Genomic DNA, 19,863 nt, shown 5'->3' with positions numbered 1-19,863 from the left:
CGCATCGGAGTATGCCCATGATGTTCCGCCGCCGCGCGCTCGCCGCCATCCTCGCGTCGGGCGCGCTCGCCGCCTGCGCGACCGGCTCCGAATCCGGCGCGGGCGCCTGGACGCGCGGACCCGACAACCGCGTCATGGTCTCGGAGCCCGGCGTGCTGAGCTACTCCGTGATGACGCCGTCGGACTGGACGGGGTCGGCGACCGGCGCCCGGTCGCCTGCGCGGCTCAACGCCGGCAGCGGCGGCGGCCAGGCGACGGCCGAGATCGGCGTCGCGCGCACCGCCGAGAGCGCCGACCGGCTGGCGGCGCGCCTGGCGGCGCGCGCCGGCGTCGGCGACGGGCTCGGCGCGCCGAACCGGCTGGCGCCGATCCCGCTGCAGATGGGCGGCGGCCGCCGCGCCGAGGTGTTCTCGGTGCCCCGGCGCTCCGGCGGCGGCGCGGTGATCGTGGCGGTGATCTCCGAGCCCGGCGCGCACGCCTACCAGCTGCTCGACGCCTCGAACGGCGCCGCCTACGACCGCGCCATGCCGTTGATGCGCAACGTCGTGGCGTCCTACCGGCCGGAAGGGCGCTGACGCGCCGGTTCGGGCGCCGGGCCGACGAAAAACGCCGCGCGGAGCGATCCACGCGGCGTTTTCGCGATTGGTCGGAGTGAGAGGATTCGAACCTCCGGCCCCTAGCTCCCGAAGCTAGTGCTCTACCAGGCTGAGCTACACTCCGGCATCGTCCGCGCCGGTCCTGGTACCCGGAGCGGCCGGCCTTATAGCCGCCGCCCGCCGCCCCCGCAAGCCGCGCGGCGCGGCTATTTCGCGCCGCTCACCCGACCACGATCACGCCCTCGCCCGGCGGATCGGCGTACAGTGCGTCGACCAGCGCGGCGCGGCGCTCCAGGGCGGCGCGCTGGTTGACGTAGCCCTTGTCGGTGATCTCGTGGCCGTCGATCGACGGCGGCTCGGCCATCAGCAGCAGGCGCTGCGCGCGCAGCGACGAGCCGGTCGCGGCCTTGTTCATCGCCCGCAGGCCGTCGCGCGCGCGGGTCACCACCGCGGGATGGCGCAGCAGCTCGGGGATCGACAGCTTGCCCTCCGGATCGCCGGCGAGCTGGCGGCACGCCATCACGTTGGGGAAGCCGAGCAGCGCCACGTACTCCTTGTCCTGGCCGGCGACGACGGCGTCCTGCAGCACCGGCGAGGCGGCGCCGACGGCGGCGGTGCGCAGCGAGCCGACATGCACGAAGGTGCCGCTCATCAGCTTGAAATCCTCGACCACGCGGCCGTCGAACACGATGCCCTGCGCCACGTCGCCGGGATCGACCAGCCGGCCGGCGTCGCCGATCTTGTAGAAGCCGTCCTCGTCGAACGCCGCCGCCGTCAGGTCGGGGCGCTTGTGGTAGCCCGGCATCACCAGCGGGCCCTTCAGGCGCATCTCGTAGCGCTGGCCGCGCGAATCCGGTGGTCCCACCGGCACCATCTTGAGCTCGACGCCGGGGAAGGGCAGGCCGACCAGACCGACGCGCTCGCTGGCCCAATAGGTCAGCGTCGCGGTCGGCGCCGTCTCGGTGCTGCCCCAGCCGGTGATGAAGGGGATGCGGTAGCCCGTGTATTTGACCGCCAGCCGCTCGATGCGCTCGTAGAGGTCGTCGGGCAGCGTCGCGCCGCCATAGGCGAGGATCTTGAGCTTGCTGAAGAACTTGGCCGCCAGCGCCTCGTCGCGCTCCAGCGCGACCGCCAGCGCGGCGTACCCCGCCGGCACGTTCGAGAAGCCGGTCACCGCGATCTCGCGCAGATTGCGGATGGTCTCGTCGAACTGGCCCGGCAGCGGCCGCCCGTCGTCGAGATAGAGCGTCGAGCCGTCGGCCAGCGCGGCGTGAAGCCCGGCGTTGCCGCCCATGGTGTGCGCCCAGGGCAGCCACGCCAGCCCGACGCCGGGCTCTTCCTTGCCGCGGTCGGGCCGCACCTGCTGGCCCATCGCGATGTTGGCGCACATCATGCGCTGGGTGTTGATCACGGCCTTGGGCATCCCCGTGGACCCCGAGGTGAACAGGAACTTGCCGACCGTGTCCGGCGTGATCGCCTCGACCGAGCGGCGCACCGCGTCGGTCGGCGGCGTCGCCACGAGCTGGTCCCACGCGACCGACTGGCGGCCGGGCACCGGCCGGTCGACATGGACGACGACCACGCCGGTCAGGTCGAGCGCGTCGAGCGCGGCGGCGAAGGGCGGGCCGTCCTGCACCAGGATCAGGCCCGGCCGCACCAGCTCGAACACGTGCTTGAGCTTGACGTAGTCCTTGCTCAGCAGCGCGTAGGCCGGCGACACCGGCGTCGCCGGCGCGCGCGCCTGCATGGCGGCGAAGGTCAGGACGGCGTGCTCCAGCGAGTTGCCGGACAGGATCATGACGGGCTTGTCCGGCCCGACGCCGCGGTCGAGCAGCGCCTGCGTCACGGCGTCGACCTGCCGCTTGGCCTCGGCGTAGGCGAGCTTCAGCCACTGGCGGTCCGGCCCGCGGCGCTGCGCAAGGAACACGCGGTCCGGCGCCTCGGCGGCCCATTTGGCGAGGAACGCCGTCACGTGCCGCTCGTAGGGCATCAGCGGATGGCGGTGGCGCACCACCAGCGTGCCGTCGTCGCGGCGGTCGACGTCGATCTCCCGCGGCAGGAAATCGATCGGCTTGAAGGGCACCTGGCGCAGATCGGCCGCGGTCATGGATTCGTCGCTCCCGGGATCGCTCGTTCTCGTTCCGCCGCATTTAGCGGGCGCCCGCGCCCGTCGTCCAGCCGCCCCGGCGCGCGGCCGGAAGGCGGAAGCCGCCGGGCCGCATATAGTTGACATAGTCAAATGATCGATTGACAGTCGCCATCCCACGGTCGGGAGGCCCGTCATGGACGCCGAAATGCTGGACGCGCGCGCCCGCGCCGTGCGCCGTTTCAACCGCTTCTACACGCAGCGCATCGGCGTGCTGAAGGAGGGGCTGAACGACAGCCCGTTCCCGCTGGCCGAGGCGCGCGTGCTCTACGAATTGGCGCACCGCGACGACACCACCGCCACCGGTCTGGCGCGCGATCTCGGCCTCGACGCCGGCTACCTCAGCCGCATCCTCGGCGGTTTCGAGCAGCGCGGGCTGCTGACGCGGCGTCCGGCGGCCGACGACGCGCGCCGCAGCCTGCTGACCCTGACCCGCGCCGGTCGCAAGGCTTTCGCGCCGCTCGACAAGGCCTCGCAGCGCGAGTTCACGGCCGTGCTCGGCGCGTTGGCCGAGGGCGACCAGCGGACGCTGCTGGACGCGATGGCGACGATCGAGCGCCTGCTGGGCGGTGGGCCCGCCCGCGAGCCCTTCGTGCTGCGGCCGCACCGAATCGGCGACATGGGCTGGGTCGTGGCCAGCCACGCCACGCTCTACCACCGCGAGTTCGGCTGGAACCACGAGTTCGAGGCGCTGGTCGCGGAGATCGCCGCCAAGCTGATCCTGAGCTTCGACCCGGCGCGGGAGGCGTCGTGGATCGCCGAGAAGGACGGCCGCCAGATCGGCTCGGCCTTCGTCGTGCGCGACAGCGACGAGGTGGCGCGGCTGCGGCTGGTGCTGGTGGAGCCGGAGGCGCGCGGCACCGGCCTCGGACGCCGGCTGGTGCGCGAGGCGGAGCGGTTCGCGCGCGCGGCGGGCTACCGCAAGATGACGCTGTGGACCAACAACGTGCTGCTGGCGGCGCGCGCGATCTACGCCAGCGAGGGCTACGCGCTGGTGGCGGAGGAGCCCTACCACAAGTTCGGCTGCGACCTGGTCGGCGAGACCTGGGACAAGCCGCTGTGAGCGCCGCGCGCGCGGCGTGGGCCGCCGCCGGCAGCGGCGTGCTGGTCGGCGCCGCCATGGTCGCCAGCCGCCACGCCATCGACCAGACGACCCCGGCGGCGCTGGCGCTGCTGCGCTACGTCGTCGGCGTCCTCTGCCTGCTGCCGATGGCGGCGGCGATCCCGCGGACGCGTTTCGCGCGCGGCGACATCGTGCCGGTGGCGCTGCTCGGCATCGTCCAGTTCGGCGTGCTGATCGCGCTGTTGAACTGGGGCCTGCGGTTCATGCCGTCGGGCCGCGCGGCGCTGATCTTCGCGACGTTTCCGCTGCTGACCATGGTGATCGCCGCCGCCGCCGGCATGGAGCGCCTGACGCTGGCGAAGACGCTGGGCGTGTCGCTGACCTTCGCCGGCGTCGGCCTGGCGCTGGGCGACAAGGCGCTGGCGCCGGGCGGCGGCGGCTGGTGGGGCGAGGCGGCGGTGTTCGCCAGCGCGCTGTGCGGCGCGGTGTGCAGCGTCCTCTACCGGCCTTACGTGCGCCGATATCCGACACTGCAGGTCGGCGCCTTCGCGATGCTGGCGTCGATCGCCTTCCTGGCGCCGCTGGCCGGGCTGGAGGGGTTCTTCGACCATTGGCCGCGGTTCACGACGACGGCATGGCTGGCGGTGCTGTTCATCGGGCTGGCCAGCGGCGTCGGCTACTTTCTGTGGTTGTGGGCGCTCGCCCACACGACGCCGACGCGGGTGACCGTGTTCATCGCGCTCGGCCCTGTCACCTCCGCCGCGCTCGGTTGGATCTTCCTCGGCGAGCGGCTGTCGCCGCTGTTCGCCGCCGCGCTCGCCTGCCTCGCGCTGGGGCTGTGGCTGGCGCATCGTCCGGTGCGCGAGGCGTAGGCATCCCTGGTGGCCTCGTTCCGCGACGCGGTACGTGGCATCCGCGTGACGGTCCGGAGCGTCTCCCCGGAGGCACCCCTGCAAAAAATCATCGTTCATTTAGCGTGGGGATTCGGCATAAAGTCCGGCCGTTGAGAACAGAGAGGATCGGCCGGCGGTCGTGTGGACCGCGTGGATCGGCCGGGAGGAGAGCGACGATGGCGATGGATTTCGAATACTCGGACCGCACGAAGGAGCTGGCCGAGAAGCTCACCAAGTTCATGGACGAGTGCGTCTATCCGGCGGAGCCCGTCTACGAAGAGCAGATGGAGAAGGCGAAGGACCGCTGGAACCTGCCGCCGGTGATGGAGGAGCTCAAGGCCGAGGCGCGCAAGCGCGGCCTGTGGAACATGTTCCTGCCGGCCCACCGCGAGACCGGCGACGCGCACGGCACGATGGGCCTGTCGAACCTCGACTACGCCCCGCTGTGCGAGATCCTCGGCCGCTCCAAGCTGGCGTCGGAGGCGACGAACTGCTCGGCGCCGGACACCGGCAACATGGAGGTGCTGGCGCGCTACGGCACCAAGGAGCACCAGGAGAAGTGGCTGAAGCCGCTGCTCGCCGGCGAGATCCGTTCGAGCTATGCGATGACCGAGCCGGCGGTGGCGTCGTCGGACGCCAAGAACGTCGAGTCGCGCATCGAGAGCGACGGCGACCATTACGTGCTGAACGGCCGCAAGTGGTGGTCGTCGGGCATGGGCGATCCGCGCTGCAAGGTCATCATCTTCATGGGCAAGAACGACCCCAACGCGCCGCCGTACCGCCAGCAGTCGATGCTGGTCGTGCCGCGTGACACGCCCGGCATCAAGATCGTGCAGATGCTGCACGTGTTCGGCTACGACGACGCGCCGCACGGCCACGCCGAGGTCATCTACGACAACGTGCGCGTGCCCAAGAGCGCGATGCTGCTGGGCGAGGGCCGCGGCTTCGACATCGCGCAGGGGCGGCTCGGGCCGGGCCGCATCCACCACTGCATGCGCGCCATCGGCGTCGCGGAGCGGGCGTTGGAGATGGCCATCAAGCGCGCCAAGTCGCGCGTCGCGTTCGGCCAGCGCATCTCCGAGATGGGCGTCAGCCGCGCCCACTTCGCCGACATGCGCATGGAGATCGACATGGCGCGCCTGCTGGTGCTCAAGGCGGCGTGGGCGATGGACAAGTTCGGCAACAAGGAAGCCCGCCAGCAGATCGCGATGATCAAGGTGGCGGTGCCGAACATCACGTCGAAGGTGGTCGACCGCTGCATCCAGCTGCACGGCGCCGGCGGCGTCAGCCAGGTGTTCAAGCTCGCCAACATGTACGCCCACCAGCGCACGCTGCGTCTGGCCGACGGTCCGGACGAGGTGCACCGCGACCAGATCGGCCGCATGGAAGTGGCCAAGCACAACTAGGAGGGGCGGCGACGTCCCGACCGGAAAGGGCCGCCTCGCGCGGCCCTTTTTCGTGGTCTACCGGTTGAGCGCGAACACCACCGGCACGACGAAGGTCGCCTGCGCCGCGCCGAGCGCCGGCGGCAGCGGCGGGAACGGCGCCGCGCGCCGCGCCATGTCGAGCGCGGCGGCGTCGAGCGCGGCGAAGCCGCTGCCGCCTTGGACCTGGACGTCGACCAGCGCGCCGCCGGCGCCGATCACGACGCGCAGCGTGACGCGGCCCTCCTCGCCGCGCTGGCGCGCGGCGCGCGGGTACTCGCGGTACCGCTGCAGCCGTTGCAGCAGCAGCGCGGCGTAGTTCATCTGGATCTCGGCCGATGGCGCGACGGTCGGCGTCCCGGCGCTCGTGGCCGGCGCCGCTGCGGTTTCGCGCGTCGTCGCGGGCGCCGGCGCGGCGGCCGCGCGTGGTGGCGCCGGTCTGGGTGGCGGCGCGGCGGCGACCGGCGGCCGCGCAGGTGGCGGTGTCCGCGGCCGCGGCGGCTCGAACGCGACCGGTGGCGGCGGCTCGGGCAACGGTGGATCGATCTCCGCGGATGGCGGTGGCGGCGGCTCGACGCGCTCGAACACCGGCGGCGGCGGCTCCACGGGCGGCGGTAGTTGGATGTCCGCGCGCGGCGGTGGCGGCTCCACGGGCGCCGCCGGCGGCGGGGGTGGCGTCAGGTCGACCGGCGGCGGCGTCTCGGTGGCGACCTCGCGGAGCGCCGCCTCCAACGACGGCGCGGGCGCGCGCTCGGCGGGCGCCTCCGCCATCACGACCTCGATGGCGGGCTCGTCGCCGGGCGTCGCCGTCACGCGTGGCGATGGCGCCGCCAGCAGCGCCGCGGCCACGACGAGATGCGCCGCGCCCGCCGACGCGAGATAGGCGGCGAACGAGGTCTCGACCGGACGGACGGCGCGTCCGTCGAGCGGGGCTTCACCCAGGGGAATCGCGGTCACCACTTGAATCCGAGGCCGACGAACACCGCGCGACCCTCGACGGAATTGTACAGCGCGTCGGTCGCCAGGGCCACGGGCCGGACGCCGGTGTTCGACACGTGGGCCTTTTTGAACAGATCGCGCGCGTCGAGGCGCAGGCCCGGCCCCTTGTCGAACGCCCAGCCCGCCTGGGCGCCCGCCGGCGCGCCGAGCGACACGACGCCGGCGATCATCGCGCGGACGTCGCCGCTGGCGCGCCGCGGGGCGTACGGTTGGTCGGACATGCGGACTGACACCGGCGGGTAGGGACGTGCGTCGCGCCTGGCCACGGGCGGCGTGTCGTCCGGCGATGGGGTTGGTCCGAGGCGATGGCCGGCGGCACGCTCAACGCGCGCGCAGCTTCACGAACGGAGCGGGCTCGGGCACGTCGTGCCAGCCCTGGCCGGCCGCCGGGATGGTCGTCCAGTTGTGGGCGCCGGAGGCGCAGGTCTGGACCACCGGGAAGTACAGCGTCTCGCCGGGCTTCGCGGGCAGGCGCATCGACAGCGTGAAATCGTCGAAATGCGCGTCGTCGAGGGGACCGCCGCGCCAGGTCACCTCGGCCGCCGTCTCGCGGATGGCGGAGCCGTGGCCGGATTCGACCGGCGGATCGACGGGACGCTTGACGATCTCGATCGTCCAACCGGCCTTCGGCCGCGGCTTCACCGACAGCACGTCGGCGGGAACGCGGATCGTCACCGCGACGGTCGGCGAGCCTTTGCAGCCGTGGGTGACGGCGAACGCGGCGCGGAAATAGCCGCCGGCGACGCCCTCATCGGGATGGGCGACGACATGGGCGGCGGCGGGGAGGACGAGCGACGACGACAGGACGGCGGCGGAAAGCGCGCGCGGAAGGAGCGGCGACATGGGTGGATCTCCATCGGACGGGGGACGCGCGCCCCGCCGGATGCTCCCGCCGGTGGCGCTACGAAGGGCTCGTGGGATGGACGGCGGGCGGATCGCGCGGGTGGCCGGGACGCTCAGGCGCCGGCCCGCGATCGGCCGTCGCCGCGGAGGCCGGGATCGCCGCCGCGCTCGACGGCCCGTCGTCGGACCGGATGGCGGCCGGCGCTTCCGGCGCGACCGCCGCGATCGCGGCGGCGAGACAGCAGGTGTGCTTGGCCGATTTGGCGTGGACGTCGTAGGGCAGGTGGAAGCCGACGATGCGGCCGTCGTCGTCCTGGGGCGCGGCCGATATGTCGGTGCGCACCACCTTCAGCCCATCGGCCGAGCACACCACCATGTAGCCGTCGGGCGCGGCCTGGCTCAGGCCGAGCAGGGCACGGGCGTGCGCCACCGGCGCGAAGACCTGCAGCGTCAGCGCGAACAGCGCCAGCCACGACGCCAGCGCCCGCCGCGGCGTCGTCGTGTCGGGTGTGGCGCGTCGTGCGGTCGTCATGTCCGGGCGGTCGGAGGAACCGGCCGCTTATCGCGCGCGCTCCGGCGCGAGTCCATAGGCCGCGGCGCCGCGCCGCTCACCTTCCGGGACCATGGGCGTTGCGCCGCAGGCCGGAGACGATCGCGAAATAGTCGGGGTCGTCGGCCTCGATCAGGCCGTGGCGCACGAAGAAGTCGATCAGCACGAGGTTGCAGTTGTACTTGAAGTCCATCGTGTCGCGCACGCGCTCGTACACGGACCGCGCCGGCCACAGCTCGAACGACTCGACCTCGCCGTCGTTGCCGGCGCAGGTGAAGTCCGCCGGCAGCTCGAGGTCGAACACGTACTGCACGTCGGGCTTCAGCTGCGCGCCGGACTGGTGGCAGTAGGTGATGGCGCCGACGGCCACGGCGCGGCGCGCGATCTCCGGCGGGATCGAGGCCTCCTCGCCGCACTCCTTGACGACGTTCTCCATCAGCCCGAGCCCGGTCGGCTGGCCGCCGGCGACGGTGTTGTCGAGCATGCCGGGGTAGGTCGGCTTGTCGCGCGCCCGGCGCGGCACCCAGATGCGCAGCCCGTCGGCGCGCCGCGTGAAGCCGGTGAGGTGCACGCCGTAGGCGCGCACGCCGAACAGCGGCGCGGCGGCGCGCTCGATGTCCATCAGCGGCGTCGCCTTGAGATCGGGCGTGACGGGATAGCGCTCGCCGCGCCACGCCTCGACCAGGCCGCGGTCGCGCAGCGTCAGCAGGAACGCCTCGACCGCGCGGGTGCGCGCCACCGGCGTCGTCAACGCGTCGTCGAGCCGCCAGCCGGCGCCGTCGCGCCGGAACGGCGAGCCCGGCGACGCCAGATGGGGCGCGAAATCGCGGTGCACCCACCCCGCCGGCGTGGCGCCGATGCGCCATGGCGCGAACTGCGACAGGTCGTGCGCGTTGCAGCGTTCGATGTGGTCGAGGAAGGACATCGGCGGGGATCCGTCGGGGCGGCGCGCACCATACGATGGCGCGCCGCGGTCTTTCCATGCGATATCGGCGGCCATGACCGCCGACGAGCTCCAGGCCCTGCTCGAGCGCGCGCTGCCGGCGCGCGACCGGCACGGCGTCGTCGTCGAGGAGGCGGAGGACCAGGACGTCCGGCTGCGGTTTCCGTTCGCGGCCGATTTCGTCGGCCCCGGCGAAATCTTCTCCGGCCCGCTGCTGCTATCCTTCGCCGACACGGCGGTCTTCGCCGCCGCCGTGGCCGCGACCGGCGGCGCGCGGCTGGCGCTGACCTCGACCTTGAACGCCACGTTCCTGCGCCCGGCCCAGCCGGCCGATACCCTCGCCATCGCCCGCGTCATCCGCCGCGGCCGCGCCTCGCTGCACGCCGAGGCGTGGCTGTTCAGCCACGCCGTGGTCGATCCGGTGCTGCACGCCACCGCGACCTGCGTCCTGCGCGACCCGTGAGCGCGCCGCACGCGCGCGTTTCGGCTTGCGAATGGTTCGCGCTTCGGACCAGACTGCCGGCAAGGCCGCCCGCGAACGGGCACGCCACCCGGGAAGGAAACACCAGATGAAGCGCAGACAAATTCTCGCGGCCGCCGGCGCGGCCGCCATCGCGGCGCCCGCCGTGCTCCGGGCCCAGACTCCGGTGACGCTCAACGGCGCCGTCCAGTTCAACGACGACCACGCCTTCACCAAGGCGCTGGTCCGCTTCAGCGAGCTCGTGGTCAAGTACTACGGCAAGCCCGTCAACTTCACGCTGCACAAGAACTCCTCGCTCGGGCTCGAGAAGCAGTATTTCGAGTACATGGCGCAGGGCAAGGCGGTCGACTACGCCATCGTCTCGCCGGCCCACATGTCGACCTTCGCGAAGGCCGCGCCGTTCATCGACGCGCCGTTCGTGTTCCGCGACATCGCGCACATGAACGCCGTGGTCGGCAAGAACCTGCTCAAGCCGATCGCCGACGAGATCGCGCAGAAGGCCGAGGTCATGCTGATCGGCCACGCCGGCGGCGGCGTGCGCAACATCTTCGCCAACAAGCCGGTGCGGAACCTGGCCGAGATCAAGGGCCTGAAGGTGCGCGTCCAGGGCGCGCCGATCTGGTCCAAGACCTTCGCCGCCGCCGGCATGTCGCCGACCGTCATCGCCTACAACGAGGTCTACAACGCCATCCAGAACGGCGTCATCCAGGCCGGCGAGAACGAGGCCGCCGGCGTCGAGGCGATGAAGTTCTACGAGGTCGCGCCGCACCTGAACCTGACCGAGCACGCGGTCTCGATCCGGCCGATCTGCTTCTCGGTGAAGACGCTCAAGACGCTGCCGAAGGAGCTCCAGGAAGCGATCGTCAAGGCGGGCGCCGAGGCCGGCGATTTCGGCCGCGCGCTGGAGTCGAGCGAGGAGAAGACCAAGCTCGACGCGCTCGAGAAGGCCGGCAAGCTCAAGCGCGTGCCGTTCACCGACCGCGACGCGATGAAGAAGCTGGTCGACCCGGTGATGGCCACCTACGCCAAGGAGATCGGCGCCGAGGGCATCTACGCGCAGATCAACGCCGTCTGACGCCGCGCCGCCGGCCCCGCCGCCCGCGCGGCGGGGCCGCGCCACCGCGTCCGCGCTCCGGAACCCCATGACAATCCAAGTCCCCAGGCCGCCGGGCCTCTGGCGCCGGGTCGCCGCCGTCTACGGCCGCGCCCTCGACCACGCGCTGGTGTTCGCGGTCGCGATCCTCGTGCTGCCGGTCAGCCTGCAGATCTTCTCGCGCTTCACCGCGATCATTCCGCACTACATCTGGACCGAGGAGATGGCGCGCTTCCTGTTCATCTGGACGATCATGATCGGCACCATGGTCGGCGTGCGCGACAGCGCCCATTTCGAGGTCGACGTCTGGCCGCGCATGGGCGCGCGCGGCGAGGCGGTGGCGCGCCTGCTCGGCCGGATCGGCGTGCTCGCGCTGGCCCTGGTGTTCATCGTCGCCGGCTACGAGTTCACGAAATTCGCGTGGAACCGGATCTCGGAGCTGGCCGAGCTGCCGCTGTGGCTGATCCATGTCGCCTGGCCGGTGGCCGGCTTCACGTGGCTGGTGTTCCTCGGACCGCAGATGCGCGACGACCTCGCGGTCATCGCCGGGGCGCGCGCGTGACCGGCGCGGTCCTGTCGCCCGGCCAGGCGGCCATCGTCCTTTTCGGCCTGTTCTTCCTGCTGATGTTCCTGCGCGTGCCGGTGGCCTTCGCGCTCGGGCTGGCGTGCCTGCCGATCCTGGCGATCGAGCCGCGCCTGTCGGTCATGTCGCTCGCGCAGGAGACCTTCAACGCCTACAATTCCTTCATCCTGCTGGCGGTGCCCTTCTTCCTGCTGACCGCCAACCTGATGAACACCGGCGGCATCACCGACCGGCTGATGAAGCTGTCGCGCACCATGGTCGGGCACTTCCCCGGAGGGCTGGCGCAGATCAACGTCGTGCTGTCGATCTTCTTCGCCGGCATCTCCGGCTCCTCGACCGCCGACGCCGCCAGCCAGTCCAAGCTCTTCATCGAGGCGCAGCGCAAGGAGGGCTACGACGACAGCTTCTCCGTCGCCATCACCGCCGTGTCGGCCGTGCTGGCGGTGATCGTCCCGCCGTCGATCCTGATGATCGTGTGGGGCGGCATCCTGACGACATCGATCGGCGCGCTGTTCCTCGCCGGCATCGTGCCCGGACTGCTGATCGGGCTGGCGCAGATGGCGACCGTCCACGCCTACGCCGTCCGCCGCGGCTACCCCACCTACCCGCGCGCGACGTGGAGCCAGTTCACCGGCGCGCTGGCGCACTCGTCGCTGGCGCTGATGACGCCGGTCATCATCATCGGCGGCAAGATCTTCGGCTGGTTCACGGCGACCGAGTCGGCGGCCATCGCCGTGCTCTACGCCGGCACGCTGTCGTTCATCGTCTACCGCGAGATGGACCTCAAGGGCCTCTACGGCGCGCTGCTCGACACCGGCAAGCTGGCCGGCGTCGCGCTGTTCTGCGTCGGCACCGCCTCGATGTTCGGCTGGCTGCTGGCCTACTACAAGATCCCGGACGCGATCCTCACCGACGTGCGCTCGTGGAACATGGGCTTCTACGGCGTCGGCTTCTTCATCGCCTTCGTGTTCCTGGTGGTCGGCTGCTTCCTCGACGCGATCCCCGCGATCATCATCTGCGGCCCGATCCTGCAGCCGCTGGCCAAGGGCGTCGCGATGGACCCCGTGCACTTCGCGATGATCGGCATCGTGTCGCTGGCCTTCGGGCTGGTGACGCCGCCCTACGGGCTGTGCCTGATGATCGCCTGCTCGGTGGCGGGCATGCGCGTGCGCGACGCCATCAAGGACACGATGATCATGCTGGTGCCGATGCTGCTGGTGCTGGCGCTGGTCATCGCGTGGCCGGCGGCGTCGCTTTTCCTGCCGTCGCTGATCTCGCCGGACTTCCTGCGCTGACGGCGGGCGCTCCGCCGCCGCTTTGCGGAATCCGCCGGCCGTTCTAGGCTGGCGGCAACGGCGCGCCGGAAGCGCCGGTCGAACGATGTCGAAGGGGTTGGGAATGTCGATCACGCGCATGATCAAGGCCGCGTCGGTGGCGCTCGGGTTGTCCCTCGCGGCCACCGCGGCCGCCGCGCAGACCTTCGTGAACATCCGCACGCAGGACGCGCCGAAATACGATCCGCACACCAACACGTCGAGCGGCATGGGCCATCCCATGTACATGATGGGCGACACGCTGGTGGCGCTCGACTGGGATCTGAAGGCGGTCAAGCCGCTGCTGGCGAAGTCGTGGGACCGCTCGGCCGACGGCCTGACCTACACCTTCAAGCTGCGCGACGACGTGACGTTCTGCAGCGGCAAGAAGTTCACCGCGGCGGACGTCATCTACTCGTTCAGCCGGCTGGCCAACCCCGACGCCAGGTACCCGTTCTACTGGCGCCTCGGCGACATCGACTCCCTGACCGCGCCCGATCCGCACACGCTGGTCTACAAGCTCAAGCGGCCGCACGCCGAGCTGCTGGTCGACCTGACGAACTTCGCCGCCACCATCATCAACAAGGACAACGTCGACGCGCTCGGCGCCGATTTCGGCGTCAAGGGCTTCGACGGCACCGGGCCGCTGTGCTGGGAGCGGTGGGAGCCGCGCAAGGAGCTCGTGCTGAAGCGCCACGACGCCTACAAATGGGGCCCGACCGCCGTCTACAAGAACCCCGGGCCGGTCAAGTACGAGCGCATGATCTGGCGCATCGTGCCGGAGGAGACCACGCGGATGGCCGCGATGCTCGCCGGCCAGGCGGATTTCTGCCACTGGAACCCGCTGCAGGCGATCGACGCCTTCCGCAAGGCGCCGAACCTGTCGGTCTACGAGCCCGACGCCTATTTCTCGATGTACTACTACGGCTTCAAGACGACCCGCGAGCACCTGCGCGACAAGCGCGTGCGCGCCGCGCTCAGCCATCTGATCGACCGCGAGGAGATCAACAAGGCGATCTTCTTCGGCCAGGCGGTCGCGGCGCGCTCCCTGGTCGCCGAGCAGGCGCTGGATTTCAACCCGGCGACGCTCGACGGGCTCACGAAGTACGATCCCGCGCTGTCGCGCAAGCTGCTCGACGACGCCGGCTGGGCGATGGGCGCCGACGGCTTCCGCCACAAGGACGGCAAGAAGCTCGAGCTGCTGCTCTATTCCTACACCGTCGGGCAGAACCCGAAGCTGTCGGAGGTGCTGCAGGGCGCGGCGCGCAAGGTCGGCGTCGACATCAAGATCCAGATGTGGGACCCGACCGTGTTCTTCCAGAAGATCGCGCAGCAGGACTACGACATCTGGACGCTGTCGGTGCCGTACACCTCGGCCGGCGACCAGATGTACCTCTACTACCACTCCAAGAACCGCCCGGTGCCGAACCGCATGATGTGGGCGGACCCGGCGACGGACGCGCTGCTCGACGCCGGCCGCGGCTCGATCACCGAGGCCGACCGACGGACCAATTTCTTCAAGGTGCAGCAGCTGGTGCACGACGAGGCGCTGATGCTGCCGGTGGTGCACGGCCGCCTGCATCTCGTGGCGAAGAAGTCGATCAAGAACGTCCGCGCCCACGGCAACTACGCCGCGGCGCTCTACAAGGGCCTCGACATCGCGCCGTAGCGGAATACATGAGCGAACTGCAGTGTGGCCCTGACCATACCTTGTGAGTAGGGCCGCCGGTGCACTCGATTGCGTGAAGCGACCTGAGCTGTCGATCTCAAGCGCGATCAGAAATTGCTGGACAATGAAAGTTGTGTGTCACACGATTGGGTAACCTATGCGGGTGACAATCGTATGGCAATTGCGGCTGATTTGATTGCGTATCTGCTCCCAAACGGCACCAATCCAGATCGCAAGCGATCGGATTGGGACTCATGTCCGGATTGGCCGCCGGACGTCTTTGCTGTCGCAGCTTCTATTTTGGAGGTTACTGGTGGATACGCTGCGCCAAGCATAAATGATGGCGGCGAAGGACCGGGTATATTCGACGATCAGTGGCGTCGGCGGATTAAGCGCAGCGCTGTGAAGTGGCAGTCTCTTTGGACTGCTCCTCCCAGCGTGCAGAAGCTATGGAAGCGCTTGGTTGCCCAGTATAGACGGGCGGATATCGATGATGCACATCTGCCGTTGGCGCGATGCGCGCTTGAACTGCTCGCAATCGCAGACGAAGCATGCGAGGGCATTGGCTTTGCGATAACGAAGCTCGGATGGTTCTATACGCCAAGCCGAATCCGCGGAAGCGCGCCGAATCGTTCGCCGAAGAAGTTGTCGGAAGTCCATGCAAGGCGACTCGTGTTTGCACGTGCGGTCATGGAGCAGACACAGAGGTACTACGGGCGGCGGACCGCTAGATCATGGCTTCCTATTCCGCACAGCCTCTGTTGGGCGGTGCCGCCTGCGAGAGCATGTGTGCAGCCAAAAACAAATACGCCGGGAGTAGGATATACCCTGCGTGCGCTATCTCACAATCTAGCGCTGCTACCTGCAAAAACAGCTGTTTGCACTTCGTGGCTGTTTGGTCATCCGTCGGATGAAACGGCGAAACCTCTAAACTTGCTCTTGATCCCATATCCATTTGTCGTCTCGGGAAACGCCTTCAGGGCAGCAAAGACTGACGTCGATGGAGGTTATGGATTCTTTGAGGTTGTTCCGACGTGGTTGAAAGCGGTGAAGCCCGTTGAGTTTGTAAGATTTATCAAGACGCTTGTTGACGAGGCTCGGCGCGAGTCAGGTGATATCCACGGTGTCGTTCTACCGGAAGGCGCACTGCCGACAGATTTTGCGATGGAAGTTGCGTTCGAATTGCCTCGCCGCGTGAAGGGTCTGGAACTATTTGTAACGGGAGCCACGGAGATTAAGCATGGCCGCAACTCGAAAAGTGCCGGCCAGAACTCGGCGCTGACCGTGCGCTATGTGAACGATCGGCCGTATCAGGGGTGGACTCAATCGAAGCACCACCGGTGGCGGCTCGATTCAGGGCAGATCCGGCGCTATCATTTGGGGCATACTCTTGATCCGCACCTAGACTGGTGGGAACGAATCGGAGTTTCCTCGCGAGAGTGCGTTTTCTCGGTCGTCAGGCGGGGGGCGAGCCTCGCAGTCTTAATCTGTGAGGATCTCGCGCGACTGGATCCTGTACTTCCGATCATCAACTCAGTCGGTCCAAGCTTGGTTGTGGTCTTGTTGATGGACGGACCGCAGCTTGAGCGCCGCTGGCCGGGCAGACACGCGTCAGTGCTGGCCGATGATCCAGGTAGCTCCGTCCTCACTCTCACCAGTTTGGGTATGATCGCGCGTTCAACGATGCCGGGTGAGGCAATGTCACGCACCATATCATTGTGGAAGCAGGCGGGTGATGTAGCGAAGGAATTGCAGATGCCTGCTGGGTGTCATGGATTGGTTTTGTCGCTGGCCTCGTCAGTGGCTGAGCAGACGACGCTTGATGGGCGGCAAGATGGTGGTACAACTCCAAAATTCACACTCGGAGCCTGTCGACCGGTGCGTCTCAAAAGTTTGCCACGATGGATCGATGCGCCAAGCTAGCGCTCGCTCCGCCGACACGAGTTCTCCGCAGTCCGGCCAGCATAGTGCCTCAATCGAAGCGTAGACGCTACATATAGTGTGGTGTACAATTTGTACACAGAAGGGGAGTCGTAATGGCGAAGAAGCCGACGCTTGCTGATCGAGAGCTTCTTGCTCGGGAGGTAGGGAAGATCCTAGACGATTGGCCGAAGGCTAAGAATTACGATGCTGGCGTTCGCCGCTATGCTGAGGCTGTTCGGGAAACGATAGGCGGCAACCGTAAAGTTCACCCCTCCGGTGGCGGCCGGAAATCTTGTTCAGGTGTCGCCAAGCGTTCGGCGTAGCCTTGGTTGATGACGATATGCTGTGGGTTGGAGGATCGCCAGCGGTTCTGGAAAAGCTCTTAGTTGTTACTTCGACCTGCGCCGTGCTCTCCCTCTCCCGCTAGATCGTGCTGGAGATGTGAGGAGCGGCAGACCTGAACGAAAGCGCTCGGGCCTTCTTGACACTGTTTTGAACTCGATCTGCAGACGCGGTGGCACGTCCGGACCCGGTCAGGCGGCGTAGAGCTCGAGGGGCGCGTCGAAGCCCTTGAGCCGGTAGGCGTTCGCCCGCGACCCCGCCAGCTCGTCCGGCGCGCGGTCGCGGACCGCCTGGGTGACCAGGATCTGGCCGGCGTCGGCGGCCGCCTGGGCGCGCGCCGCGGTGTTCACCACGGTGCCGATCGCCGTCACGTCGCGGTGGGTGCGGCCGAACTCGCCGAAGCTGAGTTCGCCGGTCTGGATGCCGATCCCGACGCCGAGCTCGGTGGCGGCGACGCCGGCCGCCGCCGCGAGATCCGCCCGCCGCGCGGTCCAGCGGCGCTGGATCTCGCGCGCGGCGAGCACCGCCTGGCGGGCGTGGCCCTCGTTCCGGATCGGGAAGTTGAACACCGCCATGACCGCGTCGCCGATCGTCTTGTTGAGCAGCCCGTCGTGGTTCCAGATGGCGGCGCCGCACTCGTCGTAGAACTCGTCGAGCAGGCTGGAGATCGCGTCGCCGGAGATCGACGTCGACAGGGCGGTGTAGCCGCGCAGGTCGGCGAACAGCACGGTGGCGTCGATGGTGACCTTGCGGGCGCGCATCACCGTCTTGAAGCCGAGCTCGCAGATCGTGCAGGTGTCGGGGTTCATGCGGCTCGGGCGGATGCCGAACACGCGGAACGGGATCGACAGCGCGCCGCGCAGCGGCACCGGCACGCGGATCTGGTCCCAGCAACCCCGGCAGATGCGCGCGTGCCCGTGCGTCATGGCGCTCCTTCCGGGACGTCCTGCGCTCCGCGGCGGCTCACGCCCCCTGTAGCTCCAGCTTCTTCCCGTCGACCGCGGCGTGGTGGAAATTGGCGCGCTGGTAGCCGGTCATGAAGCCCGGATAGGTGATGGGCGGCTCGCGGCCGGCGCCGCCATCTGCGGCGATCGGCGTCATGGTGGCGTGGTAGTTGGCGTCGAAGAAGAACGGGATGGCGTAGCGTTCGCGGCCGGAGCGGTTGACGACGCGGTGCGGCGTGGCGAGGAACCGGTTGTCGGTCCAGCGGCGCAGCATCATGCCGCCGTTGACCAGCAGCGCGCCCTCGGGCGCCGGCGCGTCGATCCACTCGCCCGAGGGCAGGCGCAGCGACAGGCCGGGGATCCGGTTCTGCGCCAGGATCGTCATGAAGCTGGTGTCGAGGTGCGGCGCCAGCCCGTACTCGTTCTCGGGCGCGGTCGGTTCCTGCTCGGGATAGTGCGTCATCCGCAGCGTGTACATCGGATCGACGAAGAAGCGCGCGAAATGGCCGGCCGGCAGCCCCAGCGCGCGGGCGTAGATCGGCAGCAGAGAGAGCGCGAGTCCCTCGAACGCGTCGCACGCCGCCAGGATCCGCTCGCGGAAACCGGGCAGGGCGGGCCAGCGGTTGCGGCCGCGGAAGCGCAGCCCGGCCACGAGGTCGGGATGGTCCGCCGGCAGCTCGCGCTTGAAGAACACCGCCTCGTTGGCGTTGGGCAGCGCCACCGCGCCGACCGCGTTCACCCGCGTCGTCGCGCCGCGCATGCCCATGTAGCCGATGTTGTGCTCGTCGATCCTCATCGCCAGCTTGGCGTCGAGCGGCTGGGCGTGGAAGCGCTCGGCCTCGGCGAAAGTCGCGTCGAGCAGGTCCTGCGCGACTCCGTGGTTGCGCACGAAGTAGAAGCCGACCTCGGTGAAGGCGCGGCGCAGCTCGTCGCCCAGTCGGTCGAGCGCGCCGGGACGGCCCTCGCGCAAAGGCGCGAGATCGAGGACGGGGATCGTCGACTGGCCCATGGCGGCCTCCTTCTTCGCGCTACGCCGGCAGCAGGTTCAGGCGGCGCAGCAGCTCGCGTTCCTCCTCGAGCGTCCGCGCCATCTGGTCGCGGTAGGCCGGGCCGTCCTGCAACAGCAGCGGCTGATTCATGTTGTCGAGGAATTTCAAATGCGCCGGCTTCCGCGCCGCGGCGCGGAACGCGTCGGCCAGCACCTTGACGACGGCGGGATCCATGCCGCGCGGACCGATCAGCCCGCCCGGCGAGTCGACGGCGACGTCGATGCCGAGGTCGCGCACGGTCGGCGTGTCGGGGAAGCGGCTGGCCCGCGATGCGGTGAAGACCGCGAGCAGCCGCAGCTGGCCGGCCCGGACCATGGGGGCCCAGCCGGACGCCTCCGACGCGAAATCGATCTCGCCGCCGAGCAGGGCGCGCAGCGTGTCGGCGGTGCCGCGGTAGGGCGCGTGCGTCCAGCTCAGGCCCTGGATCATCCCCACGCGCTCCATGGCGAGGTGCTGGGTCGAGCCGATGCCCAAGGTGCCGTAGTTCAGCTTGCCGGGATTGGCCTTGGCGTGCGCCAGCAGCTCGGGCAGCGTCTTCCACGGCGCGTCGGCCCTCACCACCACGCCCATGGTGAAGCCGGTGATCTGCAGGATGTAGGTGAGGTCGTTGATCGGGTGGTAGGTCAGCGACTTGTTGAGCAGCGGCTGGCGCAGCACGCTCATGTGCATCTGCGAGATCGTGTACCCGTCGGGCTTGGCGTCCTGAAGGGCTATCGCGCCGAGGATGCCCGAGGCGCCAGCCTTGTTCTCGACGATGACGGGTTGTCCCAGCTCCGTCGAGACGGACTCCGCCAGGATGCGGAAACCGGCGTCGGCCGGCCCGCCGGCGGCCCACGGGATGATCAGCTTGATCGGCCGCTCGGGGAATTTCGCCTGCGCGGCCGCCGCGAAGGGCATGGCGGCGGTCCCTACGAGGGCGGCGCGGCGCGTGATGCTGGTCATGCTCTCGGACTCCCGGCGGGCGGCGGTCCGGCGACGCCACCGCCGGCGATGGTTCCGCTTCCCGCCG

The 19,863-nt window shown here is 69.4% G+C and carries 19 protein-coding genes and 1 tRNA gene; 10 read left to right on the top strand and 10 right to left on the bottom strand.

Features of this window, described 5'->3' with window-relative positions; translation table 11 throughout:
* Positions 1–17 precede the first annotated feature (17 nt).
* The gene (locus tag IPK81_05245; GenBank protein ID QQS13640.1) at positions 18–575 is read left to right on the top strand and encodes a hypothetical protein; all 558 of its coding nucleotides are present in this window, start codon (positions 18–20) and stop codon (positions 573–575) included.
* Positions 576–643: 68 nt separating this feature from the next.
* On the opposite strand, the gene IPK81_05240 is transcribed toward IPK81_05245, so the two are convergent.
* Together IPK81_05240 and IPK81_05235 are read right to left on the bottom strand one after the other, a co-directional pair.
* Positions 644–720: transfer RNA gene (locus tag IPK81_05240), tRNA-Pro, on the bottom strand.
* 96 nt (positions 721–816) lie between these two features.
* A complete protein-coding gene (locus IPK81_05235; protein QQS13639.1) occupies positions 817–2,703 on the bottom strand; it encodes an AMP-binding protein in 1,887 nt (628 codons plus the stop codon).
* A 175-nt stretch (positions 2,704–2,878) separates the two neighbouring features.
* Here IPK81_05235 and IPK81_05230 point away from each other — a divergent pair, with 175 nt between their 5' ends.
* The 3 genes from IPK81_05230 (at position 2,879) to IPK81_05220 (ending at position 6,104) form a co-directional block, all read left to right on the top strand.
* Positions 2,879–3,805, top strand: coding sequence for a MarR family transcriptional regulator (locus IPK81_05230; GenBank protein QQS13638.1), 927 nt, complete (start codon positions 2,879–2,881; stop codon positions 3,803–3,805).
* Positions 3,806–3,861: 56 nt separating this feature from the next.
* The gene (locus IPK81_05225) at positions 3,862–4,677 is read left to right on the top strand and encodes a DMT family transporter (GenBank protein ID QQS14962.1); all 816 of its coding nucleotides are present in this window, start codon (positions 3,862–3,864) and stop codon (positions 4,675–4,677) included.
* A 203-nt stretch (positions 4,678–4,880) separates the two neighbouring features.
* The gene (locus IPK81_05220) at positions 4,881–6,104 is read left to right on the top strand and encodes an acyl-CoA dehydrogenase family protein (GenBank protein ID QQS14961.1); all 1,224 of its coding nucleotides are present in this window, start codon (positions 4,881–4,883) and stop codon (positions 6,102–6,104) included.
* A gap of 57 nt (positions 6,105–6,161) precedes the next feature.
* On the opposite strand, the gene IPK81_05215 is transcribed toward IPK81_05220, so the two are convergent.
* The 5 genes from IPK81_05215 to IPK81_05195 form a co-directional block, all read right to left on the bottom strand.
* A complete protein-coding gene (locus IPK81_05215; GenBank protein ID QQS13637.1) occupies positions 6,162–7,079 on the bottom strand; it encodes a TonB family protein in 918 nt (305 codons plus the stop codon).
* On the bottom strand, positions 7,076–7,342 hold the full coding sequence (locus IPK81_05210; GenBank protein ID QQS13636.1) for a hypothetical protein: 267 nt from the start codon (positions 7,340–7,342) through the stop codon (positions 7,076–7,078). The genes IPK81_05215 and IPK81_05210 overlap by 4 nt, the downstream gene beginning before the upstream one ends.
* Before the next feature lie 100 nt (positions 7,343–7,442).
* Positions 7,443–7,964, bottom strand: a complete 522-nt coding sequence (locus IPK81_05205; protein ID QQS13635.1) for a YcnI family protein — start codon at positions 7,962–7,964, stop codon at positions 7,443–7,445.
* A 58-nt stretch (positions 7,965–8,022) separates the two neighbouring features.
* The gene (locus tag IPK81_05200) at positions 8,023–8,496 is read right to left on the bottom strand and encodes a hypothetical protein (protein ID QQS13634.1); all 474 of its coding nucleotides are present in this window, start codon (positions 8,494–8,496) and stop codon (positions 8,023–8,025) included.
* A 76-nt stretch (positions 8,497–8,572) separates the two neighbouring features.
* The gene (locus IPK81_05195) at positions 8,573–9,439 is read right to left on the bottom strand and encodes a DUF4743 domain-containing protein (protein QQS13633.1); all 867 of its coding nucleotides are present in this window, start codon (positions 9,437–9,439) and stop codon (positions 8,573–8,575) included.
* 73 nt (positions 9,440–9,512) lie between these two features.
* On the opposite strand from IPK81_05195, the gene IPK81_05190 reads away from it, so the two are divergent.
* From IPK81_05190 to IPK81_05165, 6 genes are all read left to right on the top strand, one after another.
* Positions 9,513–9,920, top strand: a complete 408-nt coding sequence (locus IPK81_05190) for a PaaI family thioesterase (GenBank protein QQS13632.1) — start codon at positions 9,513–9,515, stop codon at positions 9,918–9,920.
* Between the two features lie 106 nt (positions 9,921–10,026).
* On the top strand, positions 10,027–11,013 hold the full coding sequence (locus tag IPK81_05185) for a TRAP transporter substrate-binding protein (GenBank protein ID QQS13631.1): 987 nt from the start codon (positions 10,027–10,029) through the stop codon (positions 11,011–11,013).
* 67 nt (positions 11,014–11,080) lie between these two features.
* Complete coding sequence (locus IPK81_05180; GenBank protein QQS13630.1) at positions 11,081–11,593, top strand: TRAP transporter small permease subunit; 513 nt, start codon at positions 11,081–11,083, stop codon at positions 11,591–11,593.
* The gene (locus tag IPK81_05175) at positions 11,590–12,909 is read left to right on the top strand and encodes a TRAP transporter large permease (GenBank protein ID QQS13629.1); all 1,320 of its coding nucleotides are present in this window, start codon (positions 11,590–11,592) and stop codon (positions 12,907–12,909) included. Before IPK81_05180 ends, IPK81_05175 begins: the two co-directional genes overlap by 4 nt.
* A gap of 103 nt (positions 12,910–13,012) precedes the next feature.
* Positions 13,013–14,596, top strand: a complete 1,584-nt coding sequence (locus IPK81_05170) for an ABC transporter substrate-binding protein (GenBank protein QQS13628.1) — start codon at positions 13,013–13,015, stop codon at positions 14,594–14,596.
* A 114-nt stretch (positions 14,597–14,710) separates the two neighbouring features.
* Positions 14,711–16,519 (top strand): hypothetical protein, encoded by a 1,809-nt coding sequence (locus tag IPK81_05165; protein ID QQS13627.1) that lies wholly within the window; start codon positions 14,711–14,713, stop codon positions 16,517–16,519.
* Positions 16,520–17,052: 533 nt separating this feature from the next.
* On the opposite strand, the gene IPK81_05160 is transcribed toward IPK81_05165, so the two are convergent.
* Genes IPK81_05160 through IPK81_05150 form a run of 3 tightly spaced genes read right to left on the bottom strand, consistent with a single transcriptional unit; the run spans position 17,053 to position 19,796 of the window.
* Positions 17,053–17,787, bottom strand: a complete 735-nt coding sequence (locus IPK81_05160; protein ID QQS13626.1) for an adenylate/guanylate cyclase domain-containing protein — start codon at positions 17,785–17,787, stop codon at positions 17,053–17,055.
* A 37-nt stretch (positions 17,788–17,824) separates the two neighbouring features.
* A complete protein-coding gene (locus tag IPK81_05155; GenBank protein QQS13625.1) occupies positions 17,825–18,814 on the bottom strand; it encodes an isopenicillin N synthase family oxygenase in 990 nt (329 codons plus the stop codon).
* 19 nt (positions 18,815–18,833) lie between these two features.
* On the bottom strand, positions 18,834–19,796 hold the full coding sequence (locus IPK81_05150) for a tripartite tricarboxylate transporter substrate binding protein (GenBank protein ID QQS13624.1): 963 nt from the start codon (positions 19,794–19,796) through the stop codon (positions 18,834–18,836).
* Positions 19,797–19,863: the final 67 nt, after the last annotated feature.

The organism is Rhodospirillales bacterium, assembly GCA_016699855.1.
Taxonomy (GTDB): Bacteria; Pseudomonadota; Alphaproteobacteria; order Reyranellales; family Reyranellaceae.
This window is presented reverse-complemented; position numbering and strand designations above follow the sequence as displayed.